Raw genomic sequence first — 26,810 nt, 5'->3', positions numbered from 1 at the left:
AACGGCGGCGGAAACGGCGGCGGAAACGGCGGCGGAAACGGCGGCGGAAACGGCGGCGGAAACGGCGGCGGAAACGGCGGCGGAAACGGAAATGGTGGTGCCGGCAATGGCGGCGCCAACGGCAATGGTGGTGGTAATGCCGGCGGCAACGGCGGTCACGGTAATGGCGGCAGCGGCGGTGCTGGCAACGGCAGTGGCAGTGGCGCTGGCGGCCAAGGAGTCGGCGGCCATGGCAATGGCGGCGGCAACGGTAATGGCAACGGCAGTGGTGGCGCCGGCAACGGCGGTGCCAACGGTGTTGGCAACGGCGGTGCCGGTGGCAATGGCGGTAACGGCGGATCGGCCGGCGGCCACGGCCACTGACCGAAGCATCGCCTGACCGGGTGCAGTCAGAGCATTTCGAGCGCGCGCTTGCTGCGCGGCGGACGGAAATAGCCGTCGAGCTGCGCGCGCTCGTCTTCGCTCAATACGAGATCGAGCGCCGCACGATTGTCGCGCACGTGCTCGATCCGCGACGCCTTCGGAATCGCGAACACGCCCCGTTGTGCGAGCACCCATGCAAGCGCGATGCGCGTCACCGACACGCCGCGCTGCCGCGCGATCTCGTCGAGCGGCGAGCGCTTCGGCAGCCGCCCATGATCGACCGGGCTGTAGGCCATCGCCGGCATCCGGTGGTCGGCGAGCCACGGCAGCAGGTCGAATTCGGGGCCCCGCCGTGCGATGTTGTAGAGGATCTGGTTGATCGCGCACGCGCCGCCGCCTGCGTCGTCGACGAGTTCGGCCATGTCGGCCGTATCGAAGTTGCTGACACCCCAGTGGCGGATCTTGCCCGCGCGCAGCAACGCCTCGAACCCCTCGACCGTCTCCTCGAGCGGCACCGAACCGCGCCAATGCAGCAGGTACAGGTCGAGACGATCGGTATGCAAACGCTTGAGGCTCGCCTCGCATGCGGCGACGACGCCGCGTCGGCTCGCGTGATGCGGGTACACCTTGCTGACGAGGAACACGTCGTCGCGCAGACCCGTCAACGCCTCGCCGACGAGTTCCTCGGTCGCGCCGTCGCCGTACATCTCGGCGGTGTCGACCAGCGTCATCCCGAGCGCGATTCCCTCGCGCAATGCGGCGATCTCGTCGGCGCGGCGCGCGGGCCGCTCGCCCATTTCCCAGGTGCCTAGGCCGAGCTTCGGAATCGTCTCGCCGTCCGGCAGGACGACCGTGGCGATCGTGTCTGTCATGCGTTCCTCGCTGCAGATTCGTGGCCGCACACCGCGACCGAAGCATCAAATACGACGCATCAGTGTAGTCAATCGGTGCGGCGTTCACCTATTGCACGGCAAAAACCGGCTATAACGGCGCCGCATGATGACTTAGAATGGCCGGCAACCTGATCGATACCCATTCCATGAAGGCACCCACGGACGACCGCTGGCAGGACCTGCGCCCCGACCCCGACAACGACACGCCGCTCTACCTGCAGCTCACCCGCAAGCTCGGCGACGCGATCCACGACAATCGCTGGGCGGCCGGCGAGGCGCTACCGTCCGAGCGCGTGCTGTCCGAGGCGCTCGGCGTGTCGCGCATCACCGCACGCAAGGCGATCGCGCTGCTCGTCGAGCAGGGCCTGATTCGCCGCACGCAGGGCGCCGGCAACTTCATCCAGCCGCGTTACGAGGATCCGCTGTCGCGGCTGTCGAGCTTCAGCGAGATGCTCGAGCGCCGCGGCTTCAAGCCGAGCTCGCAATGGCTCGAGCGCGAGATCCAGCCGGCGAATCGCGACGAAGTGATTCAGCTCGGCCTGTCGCCGGCCGCATCGGTTACACGGCTGAAACGCCTGCGCCTCGCCGACGGCATCGTGATGGCCGTCGAGAACTCGACGTTCCCCGCCACGCTGATTCCCGATCCGCAGGCGATCGGCGGTTCGCTATACAGCTATCTCGAAGCGCGCGGCACGCCGATCGTGCGCGCGCTGCAGCACTTCCGCGCGGTCAACGCGACCGACGAGATCGCGCAACAGATGGGCATCGCGCCGCACGACGCGCTGCTGCTGATCACGCGGATCGGCTATACGGCCGACCAGCGTGCAATCGAGCTCACCGACACCTACTGCCGCAACGATTACTACGACTTCGTCGTCGAGCTGCGCAAGTAACGCGCACGACGCCACTCGCGCTCACAGCCAGCGCGCTTCGTCCGTGCCGAGCGGCACGGGCGGCCGAGTGAAACGCGGCGGCGTCGCCGACAGGCGTTCGGCCGGGCGCACCGCATCGATCGTGCCGAACGGCGACGCGCTCCGGTCGATCCGGTCGCGCACGTCGTCAGGCGCGAAATCCGGTGCGTGCAGGCCGTCCGGCACCACGCCGAACGATTGCAGCCAGCGCCCCGTCTGCGCGAGCGATAACCGCACGTGCCAGCTTCCCCCTTCCGTCGCCCGGCGCGCGAGCGCGATCATCGCGCCGAATGCCGCGAGATAACCCGTCGCATGGTCGAGCGCCTGGCACGGCAGATGGCGCGGGCCGTCCGTGTGCGCGGCGTGCTGCTCGCTCCATGCGATGCCGCTCGCAGACTGCACGAGGCTGTCGAAGCCGCGCCGCATCGACCACGGCCCCGCATGTCCGTACGCGGAAACCGACACGCAGACGATGCCGGGCCGCTGTTCCGCGAGCGCGTGAGGCGAGAACCCGCGCGCCGCCAGCGCGCCGGGGCGATAGGCCTGCAGGAATACGTCGGCATCGCGTGCAAGTGCGCGCAGCGTGGCGACGCCCGCCGTCTCGCGCAGGTCGATCCACGTCGAGCGCTTGCCGCGCCCGTTGTCGATCACGAGCGACGCGATGTTCGGCAGGTGCGGGCCGTTGACGAGCAGCGTCTGCGCGCCGTGCGACGCAAGCGTGCGGCCCGCGACCGGCCCCGCGATGATGCGCGTGAGATCGAGCACGCGCACGCCCGCGAGCGGCTGGTCGGGTTCACCGCAACCGATCGCCTCGACGGGCGCATTGCCGATCCGCTCGATCTCGAACAGCGGCAGCGACGCGAGCGCGCGTGCCTGGTCGTGCGCGACCCATTCGTCAGGGGTTCTGATCAATGCTGCGCACAGGCCGGCCTCGGCCAGTTCGGTATCGAGTGCCACGCCGTCCCACGTGCGGATCGCCGCGGCAACGTCGTCGCGCTGCGGGCCGCAGCCGAGCACGTCGAGAATCCCGTGCAGGTGATGCGCGAAGTTCGCATGCAGCTGGATCCAGCGTCCGTCGCGCGTGTCGTAAAAGCCCGTCACCGGATGACGCAGCTCGGGCGGCGGGCCTTCGTCCACGCGCAGGTAGCGTTCGCTGCGGAACGCGACGAGCGCGTCGTGCATCGACACGTCGACGCGCTGCGCGACGCCCGTGCGCAGCCGGTGGCATTCGGCCGCAGCGAGCCCGGCTGCCGCGATCGTCGCCGCGGCGAGCGTACCGACGTGGAATGTCGACGGCAGCGTCGGATCCTGCCCCGTCACGGCCGCACGGGCCAGCGCGCCGGGTTCGCCGTGCGCGAGTTGCCACAAACGGGTCAATGCCAGTTCGGGTGTCATGGTGGAAGCGAACCGTTGAGGAGACGGAATCGAGTCTAGAATTCGCGACAGGCACGATCAATCTTGATTGCGCGAATCAATGCATAACGAATAGTTGTAGCCGGGCCGCGTTTCATGCGCCCCGGCAGGAGCGATCCGCATGACGTCCCTCAGCGCGCCGGAAGCCGCCGGCATCCTCGGTGTCAGCGTGAGCACTCTTTATGCGTATGTGAGCCGCGGCCTGCTGCGCTCGCTACCCGACGGCGCGAGCAAGCGCCGCCGCTACGACGCGGACGAGGTGCGCCTGCTCGCGCGCCGCCGCGCCGATGCGAAACGGGCGGGCGGCGTCGCCGAACGTTCGCTCGACTGGGGTGTGCCCGTGCTCGAGTCGCGGATCACGCAGATCGCCGACGGCCGCCTGCGCTACCGCGGCACCGACGCAATCGCGCTCGCGAACGATGCGACGCTCGAGGAAGCGGCCGCACGGTTGTGGGATTGTCCGCCCGCGCGGCTCGCCGCCGTATCGCTTGCGTCGACCGGTTTCGACGCCGCGCAATGGGACGACTGGGCTCGCCGCTGGACGCATCTCGCGCCGCTCGAACGCACGCTGGTCCTGCTTCCCGCCGCGGCCGCGTCGCTGCCGCGTCTGTGGGCACAGGGGCGCGACGCACAGTTCGACGCCGCCACGCTGCTACTGCGCGTGACGACGGCCGCGCTGGCCGGCAGCGCGCCAAATGACGCGCCCGTGCATCGGCAGCTCGCCGCCGCGTGGCGCATCCGGCGGCACGACGAAGCCGACCTGCTGCGCCGCGCGCTCGTGCTGTGCGCCGATCACGAACTGAACCCGTCGACCTTTGCGGTGCGCTGCATCGCGTCGACCGGCACCCATCTGTTCGGTGCGATCGCGGGCGGGCTCGCCGCGCTGTCGGGCCCGCGCCACGGTGGCGAGACGTTCCGCGCGGGTGCGCTGCTCGACGAAGCGGCCCGCGCCGCCGACCTCGACCGCTACCTCGCGCTGCGCGTCGCGCACGACGAACGCACGCATGGCGCGCGCACGGCGCTGTCCGGATTCGCGCACCCGCTCTATCCCGACGGCGATCCGCGTGCACGCGCGCTGCTCGACGCACTGCACGCGACGTTGCCCGACCGGGCACCGCTACAGGCGGCCCGCGCGCTCGCCGCCCGCGTCGAAGCGGCGACCGGCCTGCGGCCGGCGATCGATTTCGCGCTCGCGGTGCTGGAGCGCGCGCTTGCGCTGCCCGACGGCGCCGCGTTCACGCTGTTCGCGGCCGGCCGCACCGCGGGCTGGATCGCGCACGCGCTCGAACAGTATGCGGACGGCAAGCTGATCCGGCCCCGCGCGCGCTACGTCGGCAGCGACGCGACTGCCTGAGCGCGGCGGCCGCGCCATGCGGCGAACCGCCGCCACGCGATCGGCGCGGCCTGCACGGCCGGCGCCGCCTGCGGGCCAAAGGCGAACACCGCACCGCCCGCTGCCGCGCTGATCCATACGCGCATGCCGGGCAGCAGCGCCAGCGCCTCGCCGGCACGCAGCCAGTGATCGTCGGGCCGGCCCTCGATCGTCACCCACAAGCCGCCGTCCGCGACCTGCAGCGCGGTGCGATCGACGATCCGCCACCGTCCGGCCGGCTCGTTGCCATCCATCTCGTAAAGTCGCAGTTCGCGCATGGCCGCCTCCGGGTCGCGTGGGTTCGATGACACCAGTATTTCGGACAGTGGCAACACACGCACAGATACGCCTGCAGACGCTTCCGGCTGAACTGTACCGGTCCGCCGGCGGACGGCTGTCCGCCCGGTATCGTGCCGCGGCCGTCCGGCCCTCGCGCCCGGACCCATCCTGCGCGCCACGGCTGCTTTGCCTACAATGGCGGCTGTCCCGCGCCACCGCCCTGCCCCCATGTTCCAACGCCCGCCCGCCGCCGCTTCCGGCGAAAAGAACCTTACCGTGATGCTGTGGCTTGTCGCGACGGGCTTCTTCATGCAGACGCTCGATGCGACGATCGTCAACACGGCGCTGCCGTCGATGGCCGTGAGTCTCGGCGAATCGCCGCTGCGGATGCAGTCGGTCGTAATCGCATACTCGCTGACGATGGCGGTGATGATTCCCGTTTCGGGTTGGCTCGCGGACACGTTCGGCACGCGGCGCGTGTTCTTCAGCGCGATCCTGGTGTTCTCGCTCGGTTCGCTGCTGTGCGCGAACGCGCATACGCTGCAGCAGCTCGTCGTGTTCCGCGTCATACAGGGGGTGGGCGGTGCGATGCTGCTGCCGGTCGGTCGCCTCGCCGTGCTGCGCACGTTCCCGGCCGAGCGCTACCTGCCCGCGCTGTCGTTCGTCGCGATTCCCGGACTGATCGGGCCGCTGATCGGGCCGACGCTCGGCGGCTGGCTCGTGAAGATCGCGTCGTGGCACTGGATCTTCCTGATCAACGTACCGGTCGGCGTCGCCGGCTGCATCGCGACCTTCTACTCGATGCCCGACTCGCGCAACCCGGCCGTCGGCCGCTTCGACCTGAAGGGCTACCTGCTGCTGACGATCGGAATGGTCGCGATCTCGCTATCGCTCGACGGGCTCGCCGATCTCGGCATGCAGCACGCGGCCGTGCTCGTGCTGCTGATCCTGAGCCTCGCGTGCTTCGTCGCATACGGTCTGTACGCAGTGCGCGCGCCGCAGCCGATCTTCTCGCTCGAACTGTTCAAGATCCATACGTTCAGCGTCGGCCTGCTCGGCAACCTGTTCGCGCGGATCGGCAGCGGCGCGATGCCGTACCTGATCCCGCTGCTGCTGCAGGTGAGCCTCGGGTATTCGGCGTTCGAGGCCGGGCTGATGATGTTGCCGGTCGCGGCGGCCGGGATGTTCTCGAAACGGATCATCACGCGCCTGATCACCCGGCACGGCTACCGCAAGGTACTCCTCGCGAACACGATCATGGTCGGCGTGATGATGGCGAGCTTCGCGCTGATGCGCGACTCGGTGCCCGTGTGGGTGAAGGTCGTTCACCTCGCGCTGTTCGGCGGCTTCAACTCGATGCAGTTCACCGCGATGAACACGCTGACGCTGAAGGATCTCGGCACCGGCGGCGCGAGCAGCGGCAACAGCCTGTTCTCGCTCGTGCAGATGCTGTCGATGAGCCTCGGCGTGACCGTCGCGGGCGCGCTGCTCGCGACCTTCACCGGCATGCTGCGCACCGTCACGCCGAGCAACACGCTGCCCGCGTTCCATGCGACCTTCATCTGCGTCGGGATCATCACGGCTGCGTCCGCGTGGATCTTCGCGCAGCTCGCGCCCGAAATCCGCGGCCGCGCGCACAAGACCGATCCGTCCGAACGCGCGTAACGCACGGCTCACGCCGCCACAATCGCCACGACGGCGCGCCGCGCACCAAGTCGGTGCGCCAATGCCGCACCGCGCGGCAACCGGGGGCCGCGACAGGCCGCCGCATGGGGCGCGATGTTGTGCATGCTTCTTGCTCGCCTATTCTGTAGGTAAACTGGCAGTCTTCCTTCGGCCGACATCATGAGCATGATCGACATCGATCCACCCGGCTTCCAGCCGCCCCGCCCCGTCGCCGGCGACGACGGAAAGCGGCGCACCGTGCTGTACGGCGCGTACACCGTGTTCAGCGTGTTCCAGCCCGTTTTCTCGGTGTCGCACCGCCGCGCGATCGGCTATCACGCGTCGCTGCGCGCGCACGACGAGGAAAGCCGCCAGGTCGCGTCGCACGAGGTGTTCACGCAGGCGGCGCGGCGCGGCGACCTGCTCGAACTCGGCCGGCTCGCCGAATCGCTGCATCTCGGCAACTTCCACGCATTCGACAGCCACGACGAATGGCTCTTCCTGAGCCTGCATCCGGCCGCGCTGATGGACACCATCTACGGCGACGCGCTGCTCGCGAACCTGAAGGCGCTCGGCCTGCCGCCGCACCGCGTGGTGCTCGAGGTGCCCGAGCAGGCAGGCGGCGAGACGCCGCGCTACGCGGCGATCGTCGACGGGCTGCGCAAGGCCGGCTTCCTGATCGCGCTCGGCGGCTTCGGCGCGAAGCATTCGAACATCGACCGCGTGTGGCACCTGCACCCCGACATCGTCACGCTCGACCGCGGGATCCTCGCGCAGGCGAGCGAACATTCGCATCTCGAACGCGTGCTGCCGGGACTCGTGTCGCTGCTGCACGAATCCGGGCAGCTCGTGCTGATGGGCGGGCTCTCGACCGAGCGCGACGCGCTGATCGCGCTCGAATGCGACGTCGATTTCGTGCAAGGGCAGTACTTCGCGGGGCCGAGCGTCGACCCCGTGCAACCGCAGGCCGCCGCCGGCTGCATGGACACGCTGTCGGCCGCATTGCGGTTGCGCGTCGCGCAGCGCGAGCGCACGCAGGCCGAGCGCCTTGCGCCGTATGTCGCCGCGCTGGAGGAAGCGAGCCAGAAGCTCGCCGCGGGCGAGCCGCTGATCGACGCGGCCGGCGCCGTGCTCGGGTTGCCGGAAACCGCGCGCTGCTTCCTGCTCGATGCATCGGGCCGCCAGATCGGCGACAACGTGCTCGCGCGCGGCAGCGTATCGCAGCGTGCGAAGCGCTTCCGGCCGCTGCTGCATTCCGAAGGCGCGAGCTGGGAGCGCCGCCCCTACTTCATCCACGCGATGCGTGCGCCGGGCCGCGTGCATCTGACGCCGCCGTACCTGTCGATCAACGAGGCGCACCTGTGCGTGACCGCATCGGTCGCCGCGACGACCGCGACCGGCATGCAGGTGCTGTGCGTGGACATCAACTGGGAAGCGGCGCTCAACCGCGAATGAGGGCGCGCGCCGCGCTCATGCGGCGCCGTCGACACCATCGACGCCCTCGGCGCGGCGCACGATCAGCCGGTGCACGCGCTTGCCGGACGACGCGCTGACCACCTCGTGCTCGTCGAGCACATGCATGCCAGCGCCGAGTGCCGCATGCATGCGCGCCGAATCGAGCGGTGTGTACAAGCGGCCGCGCTCGTCGCGCAGCGCACCGTTGCCGGCCACCCGCCAGCTCAGGTACAGCGTGCCGCCGGGCATCAGCAGCGCGGCCAGCCGCGCGGCCGCCGCGGCCGCATCCGCCTGTTCGAGGTGCATCACGACCGTCTCGCACAGTACGTTGCGGAACGCGCCGGACGGCACGCCGGCGAGCGCCGGCAGCGCAGCCAGCTCGAACGTCAGCGACGGGTGGCGCAGGCGCGCCTCGGCGAGCAGCGCGGCGCTCGCATCGTAGCCGCGCACGTCGAATCCTTGCGACGCAAGCCATGCGGTGTCGCGCCCCGCGCCGCAGCCGACATCGGCCGTCGGCCCCGGCGAGAAATACTGCTCGAGCAGCGCATACATGTCGTCGGGGGCGGCCTGGTCGAGCCAGTCCTGCGCGTATTGAGCGGCATGGGCCTCGTAGGCATCGAGAGTCGGGCGATCCACCATGGCGATTGCTCCGCATACGCGTCCTGTCGTGCGACGCACCCCGCATCTTAGCCGTTGCGCATCACGCGTGGTGAGGTGCGTGGCAGGCGGCCCTATGCCGCTCGCACGTCGCCCGCGCGACACGTCGGCGCGGTCAGCTCGGCCCACAGCCATCGCCGCGCCAGGCCGGCCGCGATGCGGCCGTTTCCGCGTCGTGAACGAGCGCGCACAGCCGCGCGTTGACCTGCGCCTGCGCGCCGACGCGCGCGGCCAACGAGCGTCACCGGCGTACCGGCCGCCGCGAACTGGCCGCCGAGATTGCAGCCGACCGCGCCCGCGCCGAACACGCAGACCGGCGCGGCCGACGTGTCAGACATGCGAATGCGCGCCGCCGTGCACGGGCCCCGAACGCCGTTCGACTTCGCGGCGCACGTCGCCGCGCAGGCCCGCGAAGAACGCGACTTCGGCGACGACGAACAGCGGCCCGATCATCAAACCGACCAGGTCGTCGACAAACGCTGGCTTGCGCCCCTCGAACCAGTGCCCGACGAACTGCACGATCCAGCCAACGACGAACGCGCCGATGCCGATGCCGAGCCATTGCACGGTCGGCAGCAGTGCAAGCGTCTGCGCGGCCCACAGGCCGAGGGCGAACAGCGCGGTCATCACCACGCCGAAGCGCAGGTCGAGGCGCAGGTAGAACACCGCGAACGCCACGGCGAGCAGCAGCGCCGGCGACAGCGCGACGCCGGCCAGCATGCCGAGCACCGGCCGCGACAGCAACACCTCGACCGCGAACACGATCATCGGGATGCCGACCAGATGCGTCGCGATGTTGCGCGCGTCGCGATGGTAGGCCGCATACTGGGAAAGGTGGTCTTCGAGCGTCTTCACGGCGTCTCCTGAACGATCATTGAGCGCTATGATGCGCGTCACGCCCGAGAACCTCTGTCAGCTACCCGACATCGCATGCCCGTGCCCTCGTCGCTCGCCCCCTACCTGCCGCAGATCGAAGCGCACCCGTGGTTCGCCGCGCTGCCGCCCGCGTTGCGCGAAGACCTGCTCGCCCGCGCCGCACTGCGGCACCTGCCGGCCGGCCACGCACTGTTCCGCCGTGGCGACCCGCCGTGCGGGCTGTATGCGGTGCTGGCCGGCTCCCTCACCATAGGCGCGGTCGATCCGCAGGGCAAGGAAGCGCTGCTGACGGTTGCCGAACCCGTCACGTGGTTCGGCGAGATTGCGCTGTTCGACGGCCAGCCGCGCACGCACGACGCGATCGCGCTCGACGACACGCTGCTGCTGCACGTCCCGCAGGCCGCGCTGCTCGCGATTCTCGACGCGACGCCGCAATACTGGCGGCAGTTCGCGCTGCTGATGGCGCAAAAGCTCAGGCTGAGCTTCCTGACCGTCGAATCGATGAGCGTGATGCCGGCCGCGCAGCGGCTTGCCGTGCGGCTGCTGATGATCGCCGGCGGCTACGGCGGAATCAGCGCCGGCCGCACGCGCATCCGGTTGTCACAGGAAAAGCTCGCCGCGATGCTGTCGCTGACGCGCCAGACCACCAACCAGCTGCTGAAGGCGCTGCAGGCCGACGGCGTCGTGCGGCTCCATGTCGGCGAGATCGAACTCGTCGACGTCGATGCGTTGCGGCGCGCGAGCGGGCTGCCCGACGGCACGTACTGACACCGCCGCGCCAATCGCCGCAAGCGCCGCAACACCGCATTCCCGCCGTCATGGCATTGCGCTATCGTGGCGGCTCCCTCGCCCTCCCCGCATCCGCACTTGAACACGTCGACCGTCACCACCCCGTCCCGCCCCGCATGGCCCGTGTTCGTCGCGTTCCTGAGGCTCGGCCTCACGTCGTTCGGCGGCCCGGTCGCGCATCTCGGCTACTTCCGCGACGCGTTCGTCACGCGGCGCGGCTGGCTGACCGAGCGCGCCTATGCGGATCTCGTCGGGCTATGCCAGTTCCTGCCGGGGCCCGCGAGCAGCCAGGTCGGGATGGCAATCGGCCTGTCGCGTGCGGGCTATGCGGGAATGTTCGCCGCATGGCTCGGCTTCACGCTGCCGTCGGCGCTGCTGATGATGCTGTTCGCGCTCGGCGTGCACGCGACGGGCATGCCGGTCGCCGCCGGCGCGCTGCACGGGCTGCGCATCGTGTCGGTCGCGGTAATCGCGCAGGCGGTGTGGGGCATGGCGCGCACGCTGTGCCCGGATGCGCGCCGCGTCACGCTGATGGCGATCGCGGCCTGCATCGCGCTGCTCGTGCCGACCGCGTGGCTGCAGGTGGCCGTGATCGTCGCGGCGGGGGCAGCCGGGCTCGTGCTGTTGCCGCAGCCCGAGCGCGGTGCCCACGATCCGTTGCCGCTGCATGTGTCGCACCGCGCGGGCGTGTTGTGGCTCGCGCTGTTCGCGGCGCTCATCGTCGCGCTGCCGGTCGCGGCCCGCGCGGCCCATTCCAATGCGCTCGCCGTCGTCGACGCGTTCTTCCGCACCGGTGCGCTGGTGTTCGGCGGTGGCCACGTGGTGCTGCCGCTGCTGCAGGCCGCCGTGGTCGCGCCCGGCTGGGTCGGCGATTCGGCGTTCCTGGCAGGCTACGGTGTCGCACAGGCCGTGCCGGGGCCGCTCTTCACGTTCTCGGCCTTCCTCGGTGCGTCGTTGCGCGACGCGCCGAACGGCTGGCTCGGCGGGACGATCGCGCTCGTGTCGATCTTCGCGCCGTCGTTCCTGCTCGTCGCCGGCACCGCGCCGTTCTGGGAACGCCTGCGCCGCAGCACGCGCATGCAGGCAGCACTCGCGGGCGTGAACGCGGCCGTCGTCGGGCTGCTGCTCGCCGCGCTCTATCACCCGGTGTGGAACGACACGATCGTGTCGCCACGCGATTTCGCGGCCGCGCTCGTCGCATTCGTCGCGCTTGCATTCTGGCGCGTGCCGCCATGGGCCGTCGTGATCGCGAGCGCGGCGCTCGGCTGGATGTCGACGATGATCGCGTGATCCGGTGAATCCCGCGCGCCGATTCACGCCCGACAAAAACAAAAAGCCCTCTTGACGAGGGCTTTTTTGAGGTGCCGCGCGCCGCAAGGACGCGCAGGACGCCTGGACTTACGCGAAGTTCTTCGCTGCGAAGTCCCAGTTCACGATGTTCCAGAACGCTTCGACGAACTTCGGACGTGCGTTGCGGTAGTCGATGTAGTACGCGTGTTCCCACACGTCGATCGTCAGCAGCGGCTTGTCGGCGGTCGTCAGCGGCGTTGCTGCGTTGCTCGTCGACACGATGTCGAGCGAACCGTCAGCCTTCTTCACGAGCCATGCCCAGCCCGAACCGAACGTGCCGACCGCGGCCTTCGTGAACGCTTCCTTGAACGCGTCGTACGAACCCCACTTCGCGTTGATCGCGTCGCCCAGCGCGCCCGACGGTGCGCCGCCGCCGTTCGGCGACAGGCTGTTCCAGAAGAACGTGTGGTTCCAGATTTGCGCGGCGTTGTTGAAGATGCCGCCCGACGACTTCTTCACGATCTCTTCCAGCGACAGGTTTTCGAATTCCGTGCCCGGGATCAGATTGTTCAGGTTCGTCACATATGCCTGATGGTGCTTGCCGTAGTGGTACTCGATCGTCTCTTTCGAGATGGTCGGCGCGAGTGCGTCTTCAGCGTACGGGAGCGGCGGGAGCGTATGAGCCATGGCGATTCCTTCGTTGAGTATGTAGGGAGGCTGTGTTGAATGCTGCCGAGCGTCCGATTGTAGGCGAGTCCGAATATCCCCGCAAACTCACGGGCATTTATCCGCGGTATGCAGAAAATCGGCGTTGGCGCTTCATCCGGCAGGACGAGACGACGAGGCGCAGCATCCGTTCCCGGCCGCGGCCCCGGCGCACCCGGCACGCCGGACGCGCGACCTGCGTTTCGCTTACGCCGCGCGCGTCAGAACGTGTCGGTCAGCCGCGGCTGCACGTCGGCGAGCGACACGTCGGCCGAGCCTTCGGCGAGATGCACGGTCAGGCGCCGCTGCGGCTTCAGCGCATTGGGCGCGCGCACCGCGCGGCCGGTCTGCGCATCGATCAGCGCCGCGTAGCCGCGCTCGAGCGTGCGCTGCGGGCTCAGCACCTCGAGCCGCGCCGCACAGGCCGAGACCCGCGCGGTGTCGCGCTCGTGACGGCGCTGCAGCGCCACCGCAAGACGCTGCGACAGTCCCGCAAGCGCATGGCGCGCCTGCGCCGGGTCGGGCCGCGCGCGCTGCCAGCGCAGCTGCGCGAGCGCGAAACGCGCACGCGCGTCGCGCACCGGCCGTGACGCCGCCGACGCAAGCCGCACGGCCAGTTGCTCGACGTGGATGCGCTGCCGCTGCAGCCGTTCGGCCGGACTGACGAGCCGGCGCGCGAGCCAGTCGAGCTGCTGCGCACGCTGCTCGAGCCCGCGTTCCAGGCTGCGCGCCAGCGCGCGCTGCCGGTCGGCGACCTCGCGCAGCAGCAACGCGCGCTGCGGACTCGCGAGCTCGGCCGCGCCGGTCGGCGTCGGCGCGCGCAGGTCGGCCGCGAAGTCCGCGATCGTGAAATCGGTTTCGTGGCCGACGCCACTCACGACCGGCAGTTCGCTCGCCGCGATCGCACGCGCAAGCGCTTCATCGTTGAACGACCACAGATCCTCGATCGAGCCGCCGCCGCGACAGACGAGCAGCACGTCGACCTCGCGCCGCGCGTTTGCGGCCTGCACGGCCGCGACGAGCTTCTCGGCCGATCCAGCCCCCTGCACGGGTGCCGGATAGACGATCACCGGGATGTGCGGCGCGCGGCGCGCGAGCGTGGTCAGCACGTCGCGCAGCGCGGCGGCCTGCAGCGACGTGACGATGCCGATCGCGCGCGGGTGTGCCGGCAGCGCGCGCTTGCGCTCCGGCGCGAACAGGCCTTCGGCCTCGAGCTGCGCCTTCAGCCGCAGGAACGCCTCGTACAGGCGGCCTTGCCCGGTGCGCCGCACGGCCTCGACATTGAGCTGCACTTCGCCGCGCGGCTCGTACATCGTGACGACCGCGCGCACCTCGATCCGGTCGCCTTCGCGCGGCGTGAATTCCGCATACTGCGCGCGACCGCGAAACATCACGCAGCGCATCTGCGCCTGTTGATCCTTGATCGAGAAATACCAGTGGCCGCTCGCGGCGCGCGTGAAATTCGACACTTCGCCCGAGATCCACAGCAGCGGAAACGAGCGCTCGAGCATCGTCGAAATCGCGCGATTGAGCGCCGAAACGGGAATCACTTCGTCGCCGCCGCGGGTGGCGCCGGGAGCGGAAAAAGAGGAGTCGGAAAGCATGGGCGATCGGATGAATGCTGGCGGCGACACGATAGTCCGACATGCGCGCGACGTCCAGCGCCGAGCGTCCGCGCCGCGACGCGCGAAAGGTGTCCACACTGTGGCAATCGTCCGCCCAAAACGCTTGAAAACCGCGGGAAAATCCAGACAATTTCAAGCAATGCATTGATTTTTATAGATTTTTCAACCTTGCGATTTTATTCGCCATCGATTCGATGTCCACCCGGCAGGCGATCGACGCAAACGGGCCGGGAGTTCTTCACAGAGTTATCCACAACCCGCCCCGATCCGGCCCCGTCGCGTGCGCCGCCCGGCCGCGCTTGCCGCGCCCACGTGCCGCGCGCTAGAGTGCCGCCTTCCGAAGACCTTGCGGCATACGCCGCCCAACGGAGAATCCGTCTTGACGAATCCGTCCCACGCCGCGGCGCACGACGCGCCGCGCCCGGCCCGATGAGCGCCCCTGGCGGCCCGCTCGCGCGGCTCGAAGCGCGCCTCACGCGCGAATGGCAACGCCGCGGCGTACTCGCCTGGGCGCTCACGCCGTTCGCGTGCGTGTTCGGCCTGTGCGCGGCGCTGCGTCGCACCGCCTACGCGCAGGGCTGGAAGCAACCGGTCGACGTCGGCGTGCCCGTCGTCGTGGTCGGCAACGTGACCGTCGGCGGCACCGGCAAGACGCCGACCGTGATCGCGCTCGTCGATGCGCTGCGCGCGGCCGGTTTCACGCCGGGCGTCGTGTCGCGCGGCTACGGCGCGAACGTGAAGGCGCCGACCGCGGTCACGCCCACGTCGCGCGCGAGCGCGGCCGGCGACGAACCGCTGCTGATCGCGCGCCGCACCGGCGCGCCCGTATGGGTATGCCCCGACCGCGTCGCGGCCGCGCAGGCGCTGCGCGCCGCGCATCCGGATGTCGACGTGATCGTCAGTGACGACGGTCTCCAGCACTACCGGCTCGCGCGCACGGTCGAGCTCGTCGTGTTCGACCACCGGCTCGGCGGCAACGGCTTCCTGCTGCCGGCCGGCCCGTTGCGCGAGCCGCTGTCGCGCCACCGCGACGCGACGCTCGTCAACGATCCATACAGCGGCGCGCTGCCGCCGTGGCCCGACACCTACGCGCTCGCGCTGACGCCGGGCGCCGCGTGGCACCTCGACCGGCCGGCGCTGCGCCGCCCGCTGTCGCAGTTCGCGAACGAGCGCGTGCTCGCCGCGGCCGGCATCGGCGCGCCGGAACGCTTCTTCGCGACGCTTCGCGCGGCCGGCCTCGCGCCGGCAACGCGCGCGCTGCCCGACCATTACGCGTTCGCCGACAATCCGTTCGTCGACGATGCGGTCGACGCGATCCTGATCACCGAGAAGGATGCAGTAAAATTGGGCGCTTCCTGGCGCGACGCTCGGCTGTGGGTCGTCCCCGTCGAAGCCGCGCTCGATCCTCGCCTCATTGCCCTCGTTGTGGAGAAACTCCGTGGACGCTCGCCTGCTTGAAATCCTTGTGTGCCCTATCTGCAAAGGCCCGCTCCACTATGACCGCGCCGCGCAGGAACTGATCTGCAACGCGGACAAGCTCGCCTACCCGATTCGCGACGGCATCCCCGTGATGCTCGTCGACGAAGCACGCCAGACCGTCGAAGGCACGCCAGTCGACCCCGCCGGCCCGGCCGGCAGCTGAACGCCACACCGCTGCACCGGCACCCGGCCGCGATTCACCGCGGCCGCGTGCCGGACCCTGCCGGGCGGCCTGCTTTCGATGCGCCGCCCGCCCCAGCCCTTCTCACCGCCCAGCCCCGATGACTCATCCGCAGCCCTTCATCGCCGTCATTCCTGCCCGGCTCGCGTCGACGCGCCTGCCGAACAAGCCGCTCGCCGATCTCGGTGGCAAGCCGATGGTCGTGCGCGTCGCCGAGCGCGCGCGCGAAGCGGGCGCGCAGCAGGTGCTCGTCGCATCCGACGCGCAGAGCGTGCTCGACGCGGCACGCGATCACGGTTTCGAAGCGGTGCTGACGCGCGCCGACCATCCGTCCGGCACCGACCGGCTCGCGGAAGTCGCCGCGACGTTCGGGTGGAGCGACGACACCGTCGTCGTCAACGTGCAGGGCGACGAGCCGCTGATCGACCCGGTGCTCGTGCGCGACGTAGCGTCGCACCTCGCCGCGCATCCGGACTGCGCGATCGCGACCGCCGCGCACCCGATTCACGAAGCGGCCGACGTGTTCAACCCGAACATCGTGAAGGTCGCGCTCGACGCGCGCAACGTCGCGATGTACTTCTCGCGCGCGCCGATTCCGTGGAGCCGTGACGCGTATCTGATGCACTGGCCCGACGTCGCGGCCATGCCAGCGCCGGCGTTTCCGGTCTATCGGCATATCGGCCTCTACGCGTATCGCGCGCGCTTCCTGCGCACTTATCCGTCGCTCGCGCAGGCGCCGATCGAGCAGGCGGAACAGCTCGAACAGCTGCGCGCGATGTGGCACGGCGAGCGTATCGCGGTGCTGATGACGGAGCACGCGCCCGAAGCCGGAATCGACACGCCGGCCGATCTTGCACGCGTGCAGGCCCTTTTTCGGCCGAGTTCAAAATAACCCGTGGCATAATCAAGCGATTGTGCGAGCCGTCCGCGACCCGCGCGTTCTCGCTTGACCCCGCCACGGCCCGTCCCGGCAGCCGCGCGTCGCTTTTCGTCGACGCGCCGCGTCAGACCGGTCCGCCGCGCGCCAGGCAAGCACCGCGCACGCAGTCGTCGACACTTTTACGTCTCGCCATACGAATCTACATACTGGAGATATCACCATGCGTTTGATCCTGTTGGGCGCGCCCGGCGCGGGAAAGGGCACCCAGGCAAACTTCATCAAGGAAAAGTTCGGCATCCCGCAAATCTCGACGGGCGACATGCTGCGCGCGGCCGTCAAGGCCGGCTCGCCGCTCGGCGTCGAGGCGAAGGGCTACATGGACGCCGGCAAGCTCGTGCCGGACGCGCTGATCATCGGCCTCGTGAAGGAGCGCCTGAAGGAATCCGACTGCGCGAACGGCTACCTGTTCGACGGCTTCCCGCGCACGATCGCGCAGGCTGACGCGATGAAGGAAGCCGGCGTCGCGATCGACTACGTGCTCGAAATCGACGTCCCGTTCTCGGAAATCGTCGAGCGCATGAGCGGCCGCCGCACGCACCCGGCGTCGGGCCGCACGTACCACGTGAAGTTCAACCCGCCGAAGGTCGAAGGCCACGACGACGTGACGGGCGAACCGCTGATCCAGCGCGACGACGACAAGGAAGAAACCGTCAAGAAGCGTCTCGAAGTGTACGAAGCGCAGACCAAGCCGCTGATCACGTACTACGGCGACTGGGCGCAGCGCGGCGAGGAAAACGGCCTGAAGGCCCCGCAGTATCGCAAGATCTCGGGCCTCGGCAGCGTGGACGAAATCCGCGAGCGTGCATTCGACGCACTGAAGTAAGCACCGCGTCGTGCACCTGCGAGCCGCCCTCCCCGGGCGGCTTTTTTTCGTCTGTTTCCTCCGTTTCGTCCGACCAGGATTCGCACGAGCGTGCCGGTCTCGCCGGCGCCCGGCAGCGCCCCGTACAATCGTTCAAGCACGTGCGCCGCGCGAACCGGCGCGCCGGTCCTTCCTCCGATCGAGCGGCATCGGACCCAACCAAGGAGACAATGATGGAGATTCGCGGCAACGTCTTTCTGATCACGGGTGGCGCATCGGGCCTCGGCGCCGGAACGGCCCGCATGCTCGCGCAAGCCGGCGGCAAAGTCGTGCTCGCCGACCTGAACGAGGCGGCCGGCACGGCGCTCGCGAACGAACTGGGCGGCGTATTCGTGCGCTGCGACGTGTCGAGCGAGGCCGATGCGCAGGCGGCCGTCGATGCCGCGACGCGCGCGGGCACGCTGCGCGGGCTCGTGAACTGCGCGGGCATCGCGCCCGCCGCGAAGACCGTCGGCAAGGACGGCGCGCACCCGCTCGACGTGTTCGCGAAGACGATCAACGTGAACCTGGTCGGCACCTTCAACATGATCCGGCTCGCGGCCGCCGCGATGGCCGCGACCGCGCCGAACGACGGCGGCGAGCGCGGCGTGATCGTCGGCACCGCATCGGTCGCCGCCTACGACGGGCAGATCGGCCAGGCCGCGTATGCAGCGTCGAAGGCCGGCGTCGCGGGCATGACGCTGCCGATCGCGCGCGACCTGTCGCGCCACGGCATCCGCGTGATGACGATCGCGCCCGGACTGTTCGAGACGCCGATGCTGCTCGGTATGCCGAAGGACGTGCAGGACGCGCTCGGCGCGATGGTGCCGTTCCCGCCGCGGCTCGGCAAACCGGACGAATACGCGATGCTGGTGCGCCAGATCGTCGAGAACCCGATGCTCAACGGCGAAGTGATCCGCCTCGACGGCGCGATCCGGATGCAGCCGAAGTAAGTGCCAGGCAACGGCAAACATAAAAACGCCCGCGATGCGGGCGTTTTTATGTTTCGGGTTCCGGCGATACCGCGACGGTTCAGTCGTCGCCGTCGCGCTGCATCCGCTGCCGCAACTCGGTCACCTGCGATTCGACGACGGTCGCGTCGTCCGCATCGGGCCGCTCGCCCAGATACTGCTCGAGATCCTCGAGCGCGGGACGCAGGTAATCGAGCCGCGCATACGCGAAGCCGCGGTCGCGCACCTCGTCGAGATGTTCGGGCAACAGGATCACGAGCCGCTGCTGCACCGCGAGCAGCCGCTGCCAGCGCTCCGTCTGCAGATAGATCGTCTTCAGGTTGCGCAGCATCCGCGCGATGATCTCGCGGCTCGTGGCCGGCTGCAGCAGCGCGCGCAACGCGCTGTCGACCGCACCCGCCGCTCGCGCGACGTACGGCTCGAGCATCTCGACCATCTCGGCTTCGGACAGCGAATGGCCGTTGGTCGGATCGATGATCAGGTCGCCGTCCGGCAGCGTCACGCGCAGCAGGAAGTGGCCGGGGAACGACACGCCGCGCGCCGGCACGCCGATCTGCTCGGCGAGCTCGAGGTACAGCACCGACAGCGAAATCGGAATCCCGCGCCGCCGCTTCAGCACCGCGTTCAGATGGCTGTTATCGGGGTCGTAGTAATCGTTGTGATTGCACGCGAAGCCGAGTTCGCGGAAGAAGAACTCGTTGAGCGCGGCAACGCGGTCCTTCAGGTCCGCATCGTCGGCGAGCCGGCGGCGCAGCCGCGCGGCCAGCATGTCGAGTTCGGCCAGCGTGCCCTGCAGGTCGAGGTCGGGATACGCGTCCTGCGCGAGCGACAGCGCGGTCTCCGTGACGGGCAGACTGTCGTCGTCCGCCACGAGCGTGCTGAAGTAGTCGAGGACGCGAGTCATTGCGGTCGTCACTTGGCGCGCCTTCTGAAGTAAGCGTATTTGAAGCCCATCACCCACAACATACCGAAATATAGTGCAGCGAACAGCACGAGGCACGCGGCCATCAGCGCAATCCGATCGAGCGGCTGCGCACGCATGCCGGTCCAGTCGAAGCTGATCGCGCACCAGTGCATCAGGCCTGCGAGCACGAGCGCCGCGCCGATCAGCTGCACGAAGAAGCGCATCCAGCCCGGCGACGGCTGGTAGATGCCGCGCTTGCGCAGCCCGAGGAACAGCAGCAGCGAGTTCAGGCACGCGCCGACGCCGATGCTCAGCGTGAGGCCCGCATGACCGATCAGCGGCACGAACACATAGTTCGAAATCTGCGTGACGACGAGCACGCCGATCGCGATCTTCACCGGCGTCTTGATGTCCTGCTTCGCATAGAAGCCCGGCGCGAGGATCTTGATCAGGATGATGCCGACGAGGCCGATCCCGTAGGTCGCGAGCGCGCGGGCGACCATCGTGACGGTATGCGCGTCGAACTTGCCGTAGTTGAACAGCGTCGCGGTAAGCGGCGTCGCGAAGAAGAACAGCGCGAGCGCGCTCGGCGCCGCGAGCAGGAACGTGACGCGCAGCCCCCAGTCGAGCAGCGCCGAATATTCATGCGAATCGGCGTCGACGTGCGCCTTCGACAGGCTCGGCAGCAGGATCGTGCCAAGCGCGACGCCGAGCAACGCGGTCGGGAATTCCATCAGCCGGTCGGCGTAGTTGATCCATGACACCGCGCCCTGCCCGAGCCGCGACGCGATGTTGGTGTTGATGATCAGCGACAGCTGCGCGACCGACACCGCGAACGTCGCGGGCACCATCTTCGCGAGCACGCGCTTCACGCCGCGGTGACGCAGCGCGCGCACCGGGTTGAGGCCGATCAGCGGCACCATGTCGATCTTCTTCAGGCCGGGCAGTTGCACGAGGAACTGCAGCACGCCGCCCGCGATCACGGCCCACGCGAGCGCGAACACCGGCACCTTCAGGTGCGGCGCGACGAATACGGCCGCGGCGATGAACGCGACGTTGAGCAGCACCGGCGCGAACGCCGGCAGCGAGAAGCTCTTGTAGGTGTTGAGCACGCCGGACGCGAGCGTCGTCAGCGAGATGAACACGATGTACGGAAACATGATCCGCGTCATCGTGACCGCGAGCGGGAATGCCTGCCCGTCGGTATGCAGGCCGGACGCGACCGCGAACACGACCCACGACGCGCCGGCGATCCCGAGGACCGACAGCACGGCGAGCGCCCACGCGAGCACGGTCGACATCGCGTCGACGAGCGCCTTGGTCGCATCGTGCCCCTGCTGGTTCTTGAACTCGGCCAGGATCGGCACGAACGCCTGCGAGAACGCGCCTTCGGCAGACAGGCGGCGCAGCAGGTTCGGAATGCGGAAAGCGACGTAGAACGCGTCGGTGTATTGACTGGCGCCGAACGCACGGGCGATCAGCGTCTCGCGGGCCAGTCCGGTCACGCGCGACAGCAGCGTGAAGCCGCTGACCGTCAGCAGGGCTCGGAATAGATTCATGGGGCGCTTATTATACGGACGTTGCGTGTCCCGGCACGGACGGATGCGGAAAAGCGCGCGCGTCGCCGGTGCCCCGCCCGGCCGATGTCACGTCGAACTTGCCACGCGCTTGATTTTGTTGCTATAATCGCCGGTTTCTGAGCCTGTTACATGCACGGCGCCTGTCGTTTTCATGTCTCGGCCTCGGTTAAAATCACCGTTTTTTTATGCGCCCCTGGGCAATCGTTCTCAGGGGACGGATCGAAAAGCAGCGCTTGGCCGTCAGGCTCCAAGCTCTGGAAACAGGACAGGATAAGGAACCGTCATGGCTAACTCCGCACAAGCACGCAAGCGCGCCCGCCAGGCCGCGAAGGCAAATTCGCACAACTCGGCGCTGCGCTCGAAATTCCGTACCGCGATCAAGTCGGTTCGCAAGGCTGTTGAAGCCGGCGATCAGGCTAAGGCTGCCGAGCTGTTCAAGGCTGCCGTGAAGACGATCGACACGATCGCCGACAAGAAGATCGTTCACAAGAACAAGGCCGCTCGCAGCAAGAGCCGCCTCGCCGCAGCCGTCAAGGGTCTGCAGGCAGCAGCGTAAATCCGGTGCGACCGGCGAGGGTGCCCGCTTCGGCGGGTGCTCCTGTTTCCTGCGATCGCAAAAAAGCCCGCCTAGGCGGGCTTTTTTGCTGTGCGTCGCCTGCGCATCGCGCCGGGCGACTGCCAGGCAGGGGCGCGGCATGCGCCCTCGCCCGCCGAACTCACTTCTTCTCGTTGTAGTCCGGCAGTTCGCACGCCTCGGTGACGACGAGGTTGTTGTCCTTCGCGAAATTCAGTACGAAATCGAACGCCATCGGCTCGATGTCGCGCAGCCGGGAATCGAGGATCACGCATTTCAGGTCGCCCAGCATCGTCGGGCGCACGTACAGCGAATATTTCAGGCGCGCGTTCGGCCCGCTTGCACCCGGCCCGAAGCAGGCCATCACGCCGGCCAGACGCTCCGACCAGTCGCTCGGGCGAAACTTTTTCCCGTCTTTCGTGATGCCCTGGATGAAGAATTCGGTCGGAGGGGTTTCAGCCATGTGGTTACCCAAGTGACGGCCCGGCGATGTCCAGGCGACGGCGCCTGGATACGCGAACACAAAGCTGGAGTGGACCGCGGCACACGCGCTCCGAATCCCGAAAACAGGCCGTCGATGCGTGCCGCCGGCGCGCCGCACCGGATTTGTGCAGCGCACGGCTTGTGTCCGGCAGAGCGCGAAAAGCCTTGCCTGCCGGGCTGGAGAAAACTTTTGGATTATACCGCAGCGCGCCATCGCGCGTCGTCCCGCCCCCCCTCTTCCGACACGCTCCGTCGCCGGCCCGGATCGCTCCCCGCTTTTCTTCGCGGCTCGTCAAAGCACAGAAAATCCTTTATGCTGCTTTGAGTTATCCACACCCGACGGCGGCGCCGTCCGGCCCCGCTGCCGGTTCCAATCCGCCGTATTTCGTTTCATGACCGCCAAAACCATTCGTCACTACCTGCAGTTCAAGGATTTCTCGCTGGAAGACTACGAGTACGTGCTCGAACGCACGGGTATCCTGAAGCGCAAGTTCAAGAACTACGAGACCTATCACCCGCTGCACGACCGCACGCTCGCGATGATCTTCGAGAAGAGTTCGACGCGCACGCGCCTGTCGTTCGAGGCCGGCATCTTCCAGCTCGGCGGCCACGCGGTGTTCATGAGCACGCGCGACACGCAGCTCGGCCGCGGCGAGCCGGTCGAGGATTCCGCGCAAGTGATCTCGCGGATGGTCGACATCATCATGATCCGCACGTTCGAGCAGGACGTGATCACGCGCTTCGCGCAGAACTCCCGCGTGCCGGTGATCAACGGGCTGACCAACGAATACCACCCGTGCCAGGTGCTCGCCGACATCTTCACGTACTACGAGCACCGCGGCCCGATCGCCGGCAAGACGGTCGCGTGGGTCGGCGATGCGAACAACATGCTGTATACGTGGATCGAAGCCGCGCAGATCCTGGGCTTCAAGCTGCGCCTGTCGACGCCGCCGGGCTATGCGCTCGACATGAAGCTCGTGTCGCCGGACAGCGCGCCGTTCTACGAAGTGTTCGACGATCCGAACGAAGCGTGCAAGGGCGCCGATCTCGTGACGACCGACGTGTGGACGAGCATGGGCTTCGAAGCCGAAAACGAAGCGCGCATGCAGGCGTTTGCCGACTGGTGCGTCGACGAGGAAATGATGGGCCACGCGAACCCGGACGCGCTCTTCATGCACTGCCTGCCCGCACACCGCGGCGAGGAAGTGACGGCCGGCGTGATCGACGGCCCGCAGAGCGTCGTGTGGGACGAAGCGGAAAACCGCCTGCACGTGCAGAAGGCGCTGATGGAATTCCTGCTGCTCGGCCGCCTCAAGCACTGACCGCCGCACTCGCGCGCGGCCGGATTCCGGCCGCATGCAAAAAAGCGCCGATCGTCGATCGGCGCTTTTTGTTGGTACGGACGAAAGAGAACGAAACGCGCGGGTCGAACAACCGCGTTACAGGCACACCGGCTCGGGTTCGAGCTCGACACCGAACCGCTCGCGCACGTCGTCCTGGATCGCGCGCGCCAGCGCGAGCACGTCGGCGCCCGTCGCGCCGCCGCAATTGACCAGCACGAGCGCCTGCCGGTCGTGCACGGCCGCCGCGCCGAGCGCGCGCCCTTTCCAGCCGCAGCGGTCGATCAGCCAGCCGGCCGCGAGCTTCACCTGCCCGTCCGGCTGCGGATACGACACGACTTCGGGCGCGCGCGCGCGCAGCGCGTCGAACTGCGCGGCGTCGATCACCGGATTCTTGAAGAAACTACCCGCGTTGCCGAGCATCAGCGGATCGGGCAGCTTCGCGCGGCGGATCGCGACGACCGCGTCGAACACGTCGCGCGGCGTCGCGGCGTCCGGCGCGATGCCGCGCGCGTCGAGCTCGCGCGTGACGTCCGCATAGCCGAGCCGCGGCGTCCAGCGCTTGGGCAGCCGGAACGTCACCGATACGATCGCAAAGCGGCCGCGCCCTTCCCGCTTGAAGAAGCTGTCGCGATAGCCGAACGCGCAGCGCGCGGCGTCGAAGCGCTCGCTGCGCCCCGTCGCAAGTTCGACGGCGGCCAGCGAGTCGAAATACGTCTTCATCTCGAGGCCGTAAGCGCCGATGTTCTGGATCGGCGCGGCGCCGACGGTGCCCGGAATCAGCGCCAGGTTCTCGAGGCCCGGCATCCCGTGCTCGAGCGTCCACGCAACGAACGCGTGCCAGGTTTCGCCGCCGCCTGCCTCGACGTACCACGCGTCGTCGTCCTCGCGCACGACGCGGCGGCCGGCAATCTCGTCGAGCAGCACGACGCCGTCGAAATCGCGCGTGAACACGACGTTGCTGCCGCCGCCCAGCACGAGCTGCGGCAGGTGCGCGACGCGCGGGTCGCGATGCAGCGCCGCGAACTGCGCCGCATGCGTGATGCGGGCGGCGAAGCGGGCGGTCGCGGCGATGCCGAACGTATTGTGCACGGCGAGCGGATGGTCGGGGAGCAGCGACAGGGCGGAATCGTCAGGAGGCATCGGCATTCGCGGTCACGTCCGCCAGGGCGGGCACACGGCCGGCCTTGGGCAAACGGAGGGGCATCGGTAAAATGGCAAACAGTCCGCAATTATAGCGAGTGCCCGCGCGCGAGCCGGGCCTCGCATCTCAAGGGAGAATGCCATGCCATCGTTCGACGTCGTTTCCGAAGCGAACATGATCGAAGTGAAGAACGCCATCGAGCAGTCGAACAAGGAAATTTCGACACGCTTCGACTTCAAGGGCTCCGACGCGCGCGTCGAGCAGAAGGAGCGCGAGCTGACGCTGTTCGCCGACGACGATTTCAAGCTCGGCCAGGTCAAAGACGTGCTGATCAACAAGCTCGCGAAGCGCAACGTCGACGTACGCTTCCTCGACTACGGCAAGGTCGAGAAGATCGGCGGCGACAAGGTCAAGCAGATCGTCACCGTGAAGAAGGGCGTGACGGGCGACCTCGCGAAGAAGATCGTCAGGCTCGTGAAAGACAGCAAGATCAAGGTGCAGGCGAGCATCCAGGGCGACGCGGTGCGCGTGGCCGGCACGAAGCGCGACGACCTGCAGAACGTGATCGCGATGCTGCGCAAGGACGTGACCGACACCCCGCTCGACTTCAACAACTTCCGCGACTGATCGACGCCGTCGACCGGTCGTCCCGCGCCGCCGGGCCCCGCATGCGGGATGCCCCGGCGGGCGGCAGCAGCCCCCCTTCCTCAGGCCTTCCCGCCGCCCTGCGCGCCGCCGTCGGCCGCAGCCTTCTTCTTGTCGCCGATCCGGCTCTCCTGCCCCGCCAGCAGCTTCGAGATGTTGCCGCGGTGACGCCACACGAGCAGCACGCTCATCGCGAGCACGGCCCACGCGACCGGGTTGTGGCCCGTGCCGAACAGGAACACGTCGAACACCGGTGCGAACACGGCCGCCACCAGCGCCGCGAGCGACGAATAGCGGAAGAAGAACGCGACGATCAGCCAGGTCAGCGCGGTCGCGAGCCCGAGCACCGGGTGCACGGCGAGCAGCACGCCGGCCGCGGTCGCGACGCCCTTGCCGCCCTGGAAGCGGAAGAACACCGGATACAGGTGGCCGAGGAACACGGCGATCGCGACCCACGCAACGGCGACATCGGACAACCCGAAGTGCCGGGCGAGCCAGACGGCGAGCCAGCCCTTGAACGCGTCGCCGACGAGCGTCAGGATCGCGGCCTTCTTGTTGCCGCTGCGCAGCACGTTGGTCGCGCCGGGATTCTTCGACCCGTACGAACGGGGATCGGCCAGGCCCATCGCGGCGCTGACGACGACGGCAAACGACACCGAACCGATCAGGTAGGCAACTAGTGCGGCGAGCAGGATCTGCATGCGGAGAACTCTTTTTTCAACGTATCGGTAAAGGGACGGCCGGGCGCGCCCGGCCGAAACGGCGCCCATTCTACCGAACGAGCACGGCCTGCCACGAAGGTGAAACCCTCAGTCGACGCTCGCGCACTGCACGGGCGTCGCGCCGAGCAGCGTCGTGAGCACCGTCGGCGCAAGACTGACGAGATAGCCGCGGCGGCCGCCGTTCAGGTAGATCGTCGGCAGCTCGAGGATGGTCGACTCGACGTACACGGGCATCGTCTTGCGCGTGCCGAACGGCGACGTGCCGCCGACCAAATAGCCGGAATGGCGGTTCGCGACGTCGGGCTTGCACGGCTCGACGCGCTTCGCGCCGATCTGCCGGGCAAGGTTCTTGGTCGACACGGTGCGGTCGCCGTGCATCAGCACGATCAGCGGCTTCGCATGCTCGTCTTCCATCACGAGCGTCTTCACGACGCTGTGTTCGTCGACGCCGAGCTGGCGCGCCGACTCGCCGGTGCCGCCGTGCTCGACGTAATCGTACGGATGCTCGCCGAATGCAACGGCATGGCGGCGCAGCAGCTGGGTCGCGGGTGTCTCGGACACATGTCTGGATTTGCTCATGGCGGCATTTTAATGGCGAACGACCGGCGGGCGATCGCCATCGCACAATCGCGGCATCGCGTGTTCACGGCGCCGCGCCGCGCACCGGCGGTATACTCGCGGCCCTTTTGTCCGGGGCGAGCGCGCCCGTCGCC

The 26,810-nt window shown here is 68.5% G+C and carries 28 protein-coding genes and 1 pseudogene; 14 read left to right on the top strand and 15 right to left on the bottom strand.

Translation table 11 applies throughout. The features are described 5' to 3' along the window. Both DIE15_RS37005 and DIE15_RS15295 read right to left on the bottom strand, forming a co-directional pair. The coding region (locus DIE15_RS37005) for a hypothetical protein (RefSeq protein WP_221624174.1) at nt 1–360 on the bottom strand (360 nt) is incomplete at its 3' end. A 29-nt stretch (nt 361–389) separates the two neighbouring features. After that, complete coding sequence (locus tag DIE15_RS15295) at nt 390–1,235, bottom strand: aldo/keto reductase (RefSeq protein WP_057926092.1); 846 nt, start codon at nt 1,233–1,235, stop codon at nt 390–392. A 167-nt stretch (nt 1,236–1,402) separates the two neighbouring features. On the opposite strand from DIE15_RS15295, the gene DIE15_RS15290 reads away from it, so the two are divergent. After that, the gene (locus DIE15_RS15290) at nt 1,403–2,149 is read left to right on the top strand and encodes a GntR family transcriptional regulator (protein WP_057926215.1); all 747 of its coding nucleotides are present in this window, start codon (nt 1,403–1,405) and stop codon (nt 2,147–2,149) included. Between the two features lie 21 nt (nt 2,150–2,170). On the opposite strand, the gene DIE15_RS15285 is transcribed toward DIE15_RS15290, so the two are convergent. Further along, nucleotides 2,171–3,562: a CoA transferase gene (locus DIE15_RS15285; protein ID WP_124833700.1), complete on the bottom strand. Its 1,392-nt coding sequence runs from the start codon at nt 3,560–3,562 to the stop codon at nt 2,171–2,173. A 139-nt stretch (nt 3,563–3,701) separates the two neighbouring features. On the opposite strand from DIE15_RS15285, the gene DIE15_RS15280 reads away from it, so the two are divergent. Next, a complete protein-coding gene (locus DIE15_RS15280; protein WP_124833699.1) occupies nt 3,702–4,934 on the top strand; it encodes a citrate/2-methylcitrate synthase in 1,233 nt (410 codons plus the stop codon). Here DIE15_RS15280 and DIE15_RS15275 read toward each other — a convergent pair. Further along, on the bottom strand, nt 4,907–5,230 hold the full coding sequence (locus DIE15_RS15275; protein WP_124833698.1) for a DUF2917 domain-containing protein: 324 nt from the start codon (nt 5,228–5,230) through the stop codon (nt 4,907–4,909). The genes DIE15_RS15280 and DIE15_RS15275 overlap by 28 nt on opposite strands. Nucleotides 5,231–5,459: 229 nt before the next feature. Here DIE15_RS15275 and mdtD point away from each other — a divergent pair, with 229 nt between their 5' ends. Together mdtD and DIE15_RS15265 are read left to right on the top strand one after the other, a co-directional pair. Next, complete coding sequence (gene mdtD, locus DIE15_RS15270) at nt 5,460–6,896, top strand: multidrug transporter subunit MdtD (protein WP_057926096.1); 1,437 nt, start codon at nt 5,460–5,462, stop codon at nt 6,894–6,896. A gap of 180 nt (nt 6,897–7,076) precedes the next feature. After that, nucleotides 7,077–8,351 (top strand): EAL domain-containing protein, encoded by a 1,275-nt coding sequence (locus DIE15_RS15265; protein ID WP_124833697.1) that lies wholly within the window; start codon nt 7,077–7,079, stop codon nt 8,349–8,351. A gap of 15 nt (nt 8,352–8,366) precedes the next feature. Here the strand turns inward: DIE15_RS15265 and DIE15_RS15260 are convergent, their stop codons facing one another. The 3 genes and pseudogenes from DIE15_RS15260 to DIE15_RS15245 form a co-directional block, all read right to left on the bottom strand. Next, the gene (locus DIE15_RS15260) at nt 8,367–8,990 is read right to left on the bottom strand and encodes a bifunctional 2-polyprenyl-6-hydroxyphenol methylase/3-demethylubiquinol 3-O-methyltransferase UbiG (RefSeq protein WP_057926098.1); all 624 of its coding nucleotides are present in this window, start codon (nt 8,988–8,990) and stop codon (nt 8,367–8,369) included. Nucleotides 8,991–9,229: 239 nt separating this feature from the next. Further along, nucleotides 9,230–9,346, bottom strand: a pseudogene (locus DIE15_RS15250) (2-dehydropantoate 2-reductase N-terminal domain-containing protein); the annotation flags it as partial. Then, nucleotides 9,339–9,863, bottom strand: coding sequence for a DUF962 domain-containing protein (locus DIE15_RS15245; RefSeq protein ID WP_124833696.1), 525 nt, complete (start codon nt 9,861–9,863; stop codon nt 9,339–9,341). The pseudogene DIE15_RS15250 and the gene DIE15_RS15245, both read right to left, overlap by 8 nt. Before the next feature lie 81 nt (nt 9,864–9,944). Here DIE15_RS15245 and DIE15_RS15240 point away from each other — a divergent pair, with 81 nt between their 5' ends. Beyond that, nucleotides 9,945–10,652: a Crp/Fnr family transcriptional regulator gene (locus tag DIE15_RS15240; RefSeq protein WP_057926216.1), complete on the top strand. Its 708-nt coding sequence runs from the start codon at nt 9,945–9,947 to the stop codon at nt 10,650–10,652. A gap of 99 nt (nt 10,653–10,751) precedes the next feature. Further along, entirely contained in the window at nt 10,752–11,963 is a 1,212-nt protein-coding gene (chrA, locus tag DIE15_RS15235; RefSeq protein ID WP_124833695.1) for a chromate efflux transporter, read from the top strand. Nucleotides 11,964–12,071: 108 nt separating this feature from the next. Here chrA and sodB read toward each other — a convergent pair whose 3' ends face one another. Together sodB and xseA are read right to left on the bottom strand one after the other, a co-directional pair. Continuing rightward, nucleotides 12,072–12,650, bottom strand: coding sequence for a superoxide dismutase [Fe] (sodB, locus tag DIE15_RS15230; RefSeq protein ID WP_044848579.1), 579 nt, complete (start codon nt 12,648–12,650; stop codon nt 12,072–12,074). Nucleotides 12,651–12,889: 239 nt separating this feature from the next. After that, nucleotides 12,890–14,272, bottom strand: coding sequence for an exodeoxyribonuclease VII large subunit (gene xseA / locus DIE15_RS15225; RefSeq protein ID WP_124833694.1), 1,383 nt, complete (start codon nt 14,270–14,272; stop codon nt 12,890–12,892). A gap of 450 nt (nt 14,273–14,722) precedes the next feature. On the opposite strand from xseA, the gene lpxK reads away from it, so the two are divergent. From lpxK to DIE15_RS15200, 5 genes are all read left to right on the top strand, one after another. Further along, nucleotides 14,723–15,751 (top strand): tetraacyldisaccharide 4'-kinase, encoded by a 1,029-nt coding sequence (gene lpxK / locus DIE15_RS15220; RefSeq protein WP_124833693.1) that lies wholly within the window; start codon nt 14,723–14,725, stop codon nt 15,749–15,751. Next, entirely contained in the window at nt 15,732–15,935 is a 204-nt protein-coding gene (locus DIE15_RS15215) for a Trm112 family protein (protein WP_006750935.1), read from the top strand. Before lpxK ends, DIE15_RS15215 begins: the two co-directional genes overlap by 20 nt. Before the next feature lie 118 nt (nt 15,936–16,053). Continuing rightward, nucleotides 16,054–16,845 (top strand): 3-deoxy-manno-octulosonate cytidylyltransferase, encoded by a 792-nt coding sequence (gene kdsB / locus DIE15_RS15210; protein WP_057926104.1) that lies wholly within the window; start codon nt 16,054–16,056, stop codon nt 16,843–16,845. A gap of 208 nt (nt 16,846–17,053) precedes the next feature. Continuing rightward, nucleotides 17,054–17,716 (top strand): adenylate kinase, encoded by a 663-nt coding sequence (gene adk / locus DIE15_RS15205; RefSeq protein WP_057926105.1) that lies wholly within the window; start codon nt 17,054–17,056, stop codon nt 17,714–17,716. Between the two features lie 212 nt (nt 17,717–17,928). Further along, complete coding sequence (locus DIE15_RS15200) at nt 17,929–18,687, top strand: SDR family NAD(P)-dependent oxidoreductase (RefSeq protein WP_057926106.1); 759 nt, start codon at nt 17,929–17,931, stop codon at nt 18,685–18,687. 79 nt (nt 18,688–18,766) lie between these two features. Here the strand turns inward: DIE15_RS15200 and DIE15_RS15195 are convergent, their stop codons facing one another. Together DIE15_RS15195 and murJ are read right to left on the bottom strand one after the other, a co-directional pair. Then, a complete protein-coding gene (locus DIE15_RS15195; protein WP_057926217.1) occupies nt 18,767–19,609 on the bottom strand; it encodes a SirB1 family protein in 843 nt (280 codons plus the stop codon). A gap of 8 nt (nt 19,610–19,617) precedes the next feature. Continuing rightward, the gene (gene murJ / locus DIE15_RS15190; protein WP_124833692.1) at nt 19,618–21,168 is read right to left on the bottom strand and encodes a murein biosynthesis integral membrane protein MurJ; all 1,551 of its coding nucleotides are present in this window, start codon (nt 21,166–21,168) and stop codon (nt 19,618–19,620) included. Nucleotides 21,169–21,472: 304 nt separating this feature from the next. Between murJ and rpsT the strand changes: the two genes are divergently transcribed. Then, nucleotides 21,473–21,745, top strand: a complete 273-nt coding sequence (gene rpsT, locus DIE15_RS15185; RefSeq protein WP_006482211.1) for a 30S ribosomal protein S20 — start codon at nt 21,473–21,475, stop codon at nt 21,743–21,745. A gap of 160 nt (nt 21,746–21,905) precedes the next feature. On the opposite strand, the gene DIE15_RS15180 is transcribed toward rpsT, so the two are convergent. Next, nucleotides 21,906–22,226 carry a DUF3579 domain-containing protein gene (locus tag DIE15_RS15180; RefSeq protein ID WP_006762342.1) on the bottom strand — a complete coding sequence of 107 codons (321 nt, stop codon included), beginning with the start codon at nt 22,224–22,226 and terminating at the stop codon, nt 21,906–21,908. 412 nt (nt 22,227–22,638) lie between these two features. Here DIE15_RS15180 and argF point away from each other — a divergent pair, with 412 nt between their 5' ends. Beyond that, nucleotides 22,639–23,568: an ornithine carbamoyltransferase gene (gene argF, locus DIE15_RS15170; protein WP_057926108.1), complete on the top strand. Its 930-nt coding sequence runs from the start codon at nt 22,639–22,641 to the stop codon at nt 23,566–23,568. Between the two features lie 117 nt (nt 23,569–23,685). On the opposite strand, the gene murB is transcribed toward argF, so the two are convergent. After that, on the bottom strand, nt 23,686–24,735 hold the full coding sequence (gene murB / locus DIE15_RS15165) for a UDP-N-acetylmuramate dehydrogenase (RefSeq protein WP_124833691.1): 1,050 nt from the start codon (nt 24,733–24,735) through the stop codon (nt 23,686–23,688). Nucleotides 24,736–24,871: 136 nt separating this feature from the next. Here murB and DIE15_RS15160 point away from each other — a divergent pair, with 136 nt between their 5' ends. Beyond that, nucleotides 24,872–25,357, top strand: coding sequence for a YajQ family cyclic di-GMP-binding protein (locus DIE15_RS15160; protein WP_057926110.1), 486 nt, complete (start codon nt 24,872–24,874; stop codon nt 25,355–25,357). Nucleotides 25,358–25,437: 80 nt separating this feature from the next. Here the strand turns inward: DIE15_RS15160 and plsY are convergent, their stop codons facing one another. Beyond that, a complete protein-coding gene (plsY, locus tag DIE15_RS15155; RefSeq protein ID WP_057926111.1) occupies nt 25,438–26,076 on the bottom strand; it encodes a glycerol-3-phosphate 1-O-acyltransferase PlsY in 639 nt (212 codons plus the stop codon). A 108-nt stretch (nt 26,077–26,184) separates the two neighbouring features. Further along, a complete protein-coding gene (ybaK, locus tag DIE15_RS15150) occupies nt 26,185–26,676 on the bottom strand; it encodes a Cys-tRNA(Pro) deacylase (protein WP_057926112.1) in 492 nt (163 codons plus the stop codon). Between the last annotated feature and the right edge of the window lie 134 nt (nt 26,677–26,810).

It is taken from the genome of Burkholderia sp. Bp9031 (assembly GCF_003857965.1).
Lineage (GTDB): Bacteria > Pseudomonadota > Gammaproteobacteria > Burkholderiales > Burkholderiaceae > Burkholderia > Burkholderia ambifaria_A.
The sequence above is the reverse complement of the archived record's forward strand: the minus strand, read 5'-3'. Positions and strand labels throughout refer to the sequence as shown.

What these genes read in the sequence shown, in the direction of transcription:
- DIE15_RS15260 (WP_057926098.1), bottom strand. Translation starts at nt 8,990, where the DNA reads ATGGTGGATCGCCCGACTCTCGATGCCTACGAGGCCCATGCCGCTCAA.
- argF (WP_057926108.1), top strand. Translation starts at nt 22,639, where the DNA reads ATGACCGCCAAAACCATTCGTCACTACCTGCAGTTCAAGGATTTCTCG.
- kdsB (WP_057926104.1), top strand. Translation starts at nt 16,054, where the DNA reads ATGACTCATCCGCAGCCCTTCATCGCCGTCATTCCTGCCCGGCTCGCG.
- DIE15_RS15285 (WP_124833700.1), bottom strand. Translation starts at nt 3,562, where the DNA reads ATGACACCCGAACTGGCATTGACCCGTTTGTGGCAACTCGCGCACGGC.
- DIE15_RS15275 (WP_124833698.1), bottom strand. Translation starts at nt 5,230, where the DNA reads ATGCGCGAACTGCGACTTTACGAGATGGATGGCAACGAGCCGGCCGGA.
- lpxK (WP_124833693.1), top strand. Translation starts at nt 14,723, where the DNA reads ATGAGCGCCCCTGGCGGCCCGCTCGCGCGGCTCGAAGCGCGCCTCACG.
- xseA (WP_124833694.1), bottom strand. Translation starts at nt 14,272, where the DNA reads ATGCTTTCCGACTCCTCTTTTTCCGCTCCCGGCGCCACCCGCGGCGGC.
- DIE15_RS15265 (WP_124833697.1), top strand. Translation starts at nt 7,077, where the DNA reads ATGAGCATGATCGACATCGATCCACCCGGCTTCCAGCCGCCCCGCCCC.
- DIE15_RS15200 (WP_057926106.1), top strand. Translation starts at nt 17,929, where the DNA reads ATGGAGATTCGCGGCAACGTCTTTCTGATCACGGGTGGCGCATCGGGC.
- adk (WP_057926105.1), top strand. Translation starts at nt 17,054, where the DNA reads ATGCGTTTGATCCTGTTGGGCGCGCCCGGCGCGGGAAAGGGCACCCAG.
- DIE15_RS15160 (WP_057926110.1), top strand. Translation starts at nt 24,872, where the DNA reads ATGCCATCGTTCGACGTCGTTTCCGAAGCGAACATGATCGAAGTGAAG.
- DIE15_RS15295 (WP_057926092.1), bottom strand. Translation starts at nt 1,235, where the DNA reads ATGACAGACACGATCGCCACGGTCGTCCTGCCGGACGGCGAGACGATT.
- murB (WP_124833691.1), bottom strand. Translation starts at nt 24,735, where the DNA reads ATGCCGATGCCTCCTGACGATTCCGCCCTGTCGCTGCTCCCCGACCAT.
- mdtD (WP_057926096.1), top strand. Translation starts at nt 5,460, where the DNA reads ATGTTCCAACGCCCGCCCGCCGCCGCTTCCGGCGAAAAGAACCTTACC.
- DIE15_RS15290 (WP_057926215.1), top strand. Translation starts at nt 1,403, where the DNA reads ATGAAGGCACCCACGGACGACCGCTGGCAGGACCTGCGCCCCGACCCC.
- murJ (WP_124833692.1), bottom strand. Translation starts at nt 21,168, where the DNA reads ATGAATCTATTCCGAGCCCTGCTGACGGTCAGCGGCTTCACGCTGCTG.
- rpsT (WP_006482211.1), top strand. Translation starts at nt 21,473, where the DNA reads ATGGCTAACTCCGCACAAGCACGCAAGCGCGCCCGCCAGGCCGCGAAG.
- ybaK (WP_057926112.1), bottom strand. Translation starts at nt 26,676, where the DNA reads ATGAGCAAATCCAGACATGTGTCCGAGACACCCGCGACCCAGCTGCTG.
- DIE15_RS15180 (WP_006762342.1), bottom strand. Translation starts at nt 22,226, where the DNA reads ATGGCTGAAACCCCTCCGACCGAATTCTTCATCCAGGGCATCACGAAA.
- plsY (WP_057926111.1), bottom strand. Translation starts at nt 26,076, where the DNA reads ATGCAGATCCTGCTCGCCGCACTAGTTGCCTACCTGATCGGTTCGGTG.
- DIE15_RS15195 (WP_057926217.1), bottom strand. Translation starts at nt 19,609, where the DNA reads ATGACTCGCGTCCTCGACTACTTCAGCACGCTCGTGGCGGACGACGAC.
- DIE15_RS15280 (WP_124833699.1), top strand. Translation starts at nt 3,702, where the DNA reads ATGACGTCCCTCAGCGCGCCGGAAGCCGCCGGCATCCTCGGTGTCAGC.
- sodB (WP_044848579.1), bottom strand. Translation starts at nt 12,650, where the DNA reads ATGGCTCATACGCTCCCGCCGCTCCCGTACGCTGAAGACGCACTCGCG.